Origin of the sequence: Sphingomonas sp., from assembly GCF_035910975.1 — a bacterium.
Taxonomy (GTDB): domain Bacteria; phylum Pseudomonadota; class Alphaproteobacteria; order Sphingomonadales; family Sphingomonadaceae; genus Sphingomonas.
The window spans coordinates 1-2,017 of sequence record NZ_JAMHWM010000018.1 but is presented as its reverse complement, the minus strand read 5'-3'; the positions used below and the strand labels follow the sequence as shown (position 1 = coordinate 2,017).

3 protein-coding genes are annotated in these 2,017 nt (G+C 68.3%); all 3 read left to right on the top strand.

The annotated features are described in order from the left end of the window. A partial coding sequence (gene cobJ / locus VYI76_RS03290) for a precorrin-3B C(17)-methyltransferase (protein ID WP_326523350.1) occupies nt 1-961 on the top strand: 961 nt, incomplete at its 5' end. Continuing rightward, on the top strand, nt 958-1,329 hold the full coding sequence (locus tag VYI76_RS03285) for a (2Fe-2S) ferredoxin domain-containing protein (RefSeq protein ID WP_326523349.1): 372 nt from the start codon (nt 958-960) through the stop codon (nt 1,327-1,329). The genes cobJ and VYI76_RS03285, both read left to right, overlap by 4 nt. A 79-nt stretch (nt 1,330-1,408) precedes the next feature. After that, the coding region (locus tag VYI76_RS03280; protein ID WP_326523348.1) for a biosynthetic peptidoglycan transglycosylase at nt 1,409-2,017 on the top strand (609 nt) is incomplete at its 3' end.

Sequence of the window (2,017 nt, the reverse complement as noted above, 5' to 3'; positions counted from 1 at the left end):
CGGCAAGATCATGCTGGTCGGCCTCGGCCCCGGCAGTCACGACCACCTTACCGCCCGCGCCCGCGCGGCCATCGCCGAAGCCGACACCGTCATCGGCTACGTCACCTACATCCGTCTGGTGGCCGACCTCCTGGAGGGCAAGGAGGTCATCCGGAAGTCGATGACCGAGGAACTCGACCGCGCCATCGAAGCCTTCGAGCGTGCGCGCCAAGGCAAGAAGGTGGCGCTGATCTCGTCCGGTGACGCCGGCGTCTACGGCATGGCCGGGCCGACCTTCGAGGTGCTGTTCCAGGCCGGCTGGACGCCCGATTCCGGCATCGAAGTCGAGATCATCCCCGGTGCCTCGGCGCTCAACACCTGCGCCGCGCTGGTCGGCGCGCCGCTGACCCATGATTTCTGCGCGATTTCGCTGTCGGACCTGCTGACCCCGTGGCCGACCATCGCCCGCCGCCTCGACGCGGTGGCCTATGCCGATTTCGTGGTCGCGCTCTACAACCCCAAAAGCGGCCGCCGCACCGGGCAGATCGTCGAGGCCCGCCGGCTCTTCCTGCGCCACCGCCGCCCCGATACCCCGGTGGCCATCGTCAAGTCGGCCTACCGGCCCAGGCAGCGCATCGAATTCACCACGCTGGAAAAAATGACCGATTGCGACATCGGCATGCTGTCCACGGTCCTGATCGGCAACTCCAACACTTTCATCCAGCACGGCTTGATGGTCACCCCGCGTGGTTATCGCAACAAATACGACGTGGAAAGCGGCGCCACCCGTCACGGCGAACAGGCCGGCCGCTCGCTGTCCACCGGCCTCACCGGCTGGCGTGCCGGCCTGCACGCCAGCGGCCGCAGCGCCGCCGAACTGGCCGCCGAGCATCGTCTGCCCGAGGACTACATCGCCGCGCTGCTGGCCGAACCCCTCGACGCCGCCCAAGCCGACGACGAAACCGCCGAGGTGGAGGCGTGAGCGGGATCGTCAAACCCCGGATCGGCGCCTACCGCCGTCACCTGCTGGTGTGCACCGGCCCCCGCTGCACGGCCGACGGGCAGGCCCAGGCGCTGTTCGACAGCCTGGGAAGCAAGTTCAAGGCGGCCGGGCTGGATGCCGGCGATCTGCGCGTCAAGCGCACCCGCGCCGCCTGCTTCGCGGCCTGCCGGGGCGGCCCGATTCTCTGCGTGCAGCCGGACGGCACCTGGTATTACGGCGTGACCGACGCGGTGATGGAGCGCATTGTCGACGAGCACCTGGTGGGCGGTCGCCCGGTGAAAGAGCACGTTTTTCACCAGACATCCGGGGATGCCTCCCCGCCGCCGGCCGCGCCGAAGGAGGGCTGAAGGAGGCCTGCCCGGCGTGGGCTGCAAGGCGGGAGGTGTGTTAAAAGTCGTTCCGCCCTGAACGAACCGCCCCACCGCCGTGAACCTTGCCGATCTCAGGCTCCGTGCCACCCCGCTCCTCGCCCGCCTCCGCCACCCCACCCGGCGCGGCGTCGCGCTGGCGCTGGCGGCGCCCCCGGCGCTGCTGCTGGCCTACTCGATCATCCTGATCCCCTTCACGCCGGGCATTGGCGACATCCGCAAGGCCAAGCTGGAGCAGCCGGCGCGGGTGATGTCGGCGGATGGCAAGGAGCTGGCGGTGTTCAAGTGGGCCAACCGGGAGTGGGTGACGCTTGCCGGAATTTCGCCGCAGGTGACGGCGGCGCTGATCGCCACCGAGGACCACCGCTTTTACGCACACCACGGCATCGATTTCTATCGCCTCGGCGGCGCGGCGCTGCGCACCTTTTCCGGCGACAAGCAGGGCGGCTCGACCCTGACGCAGCAGCTGGCGCGCAATCTGTTTCCCGACGAGATCGGCCGCGCGCCAACGCTGACGCGCAAGCTCAAGGAGGCGATCACCGCGTTCAAGATCGAGGCGCTGTATTCGAAGGACGAGATCCTCGAAACCTATCTCAACACCGTGCCCTTTTTGTATAACGCCTGGGGCATCGAAATGGCGGCGCGCACCTATTTCGACAAGTCGGCG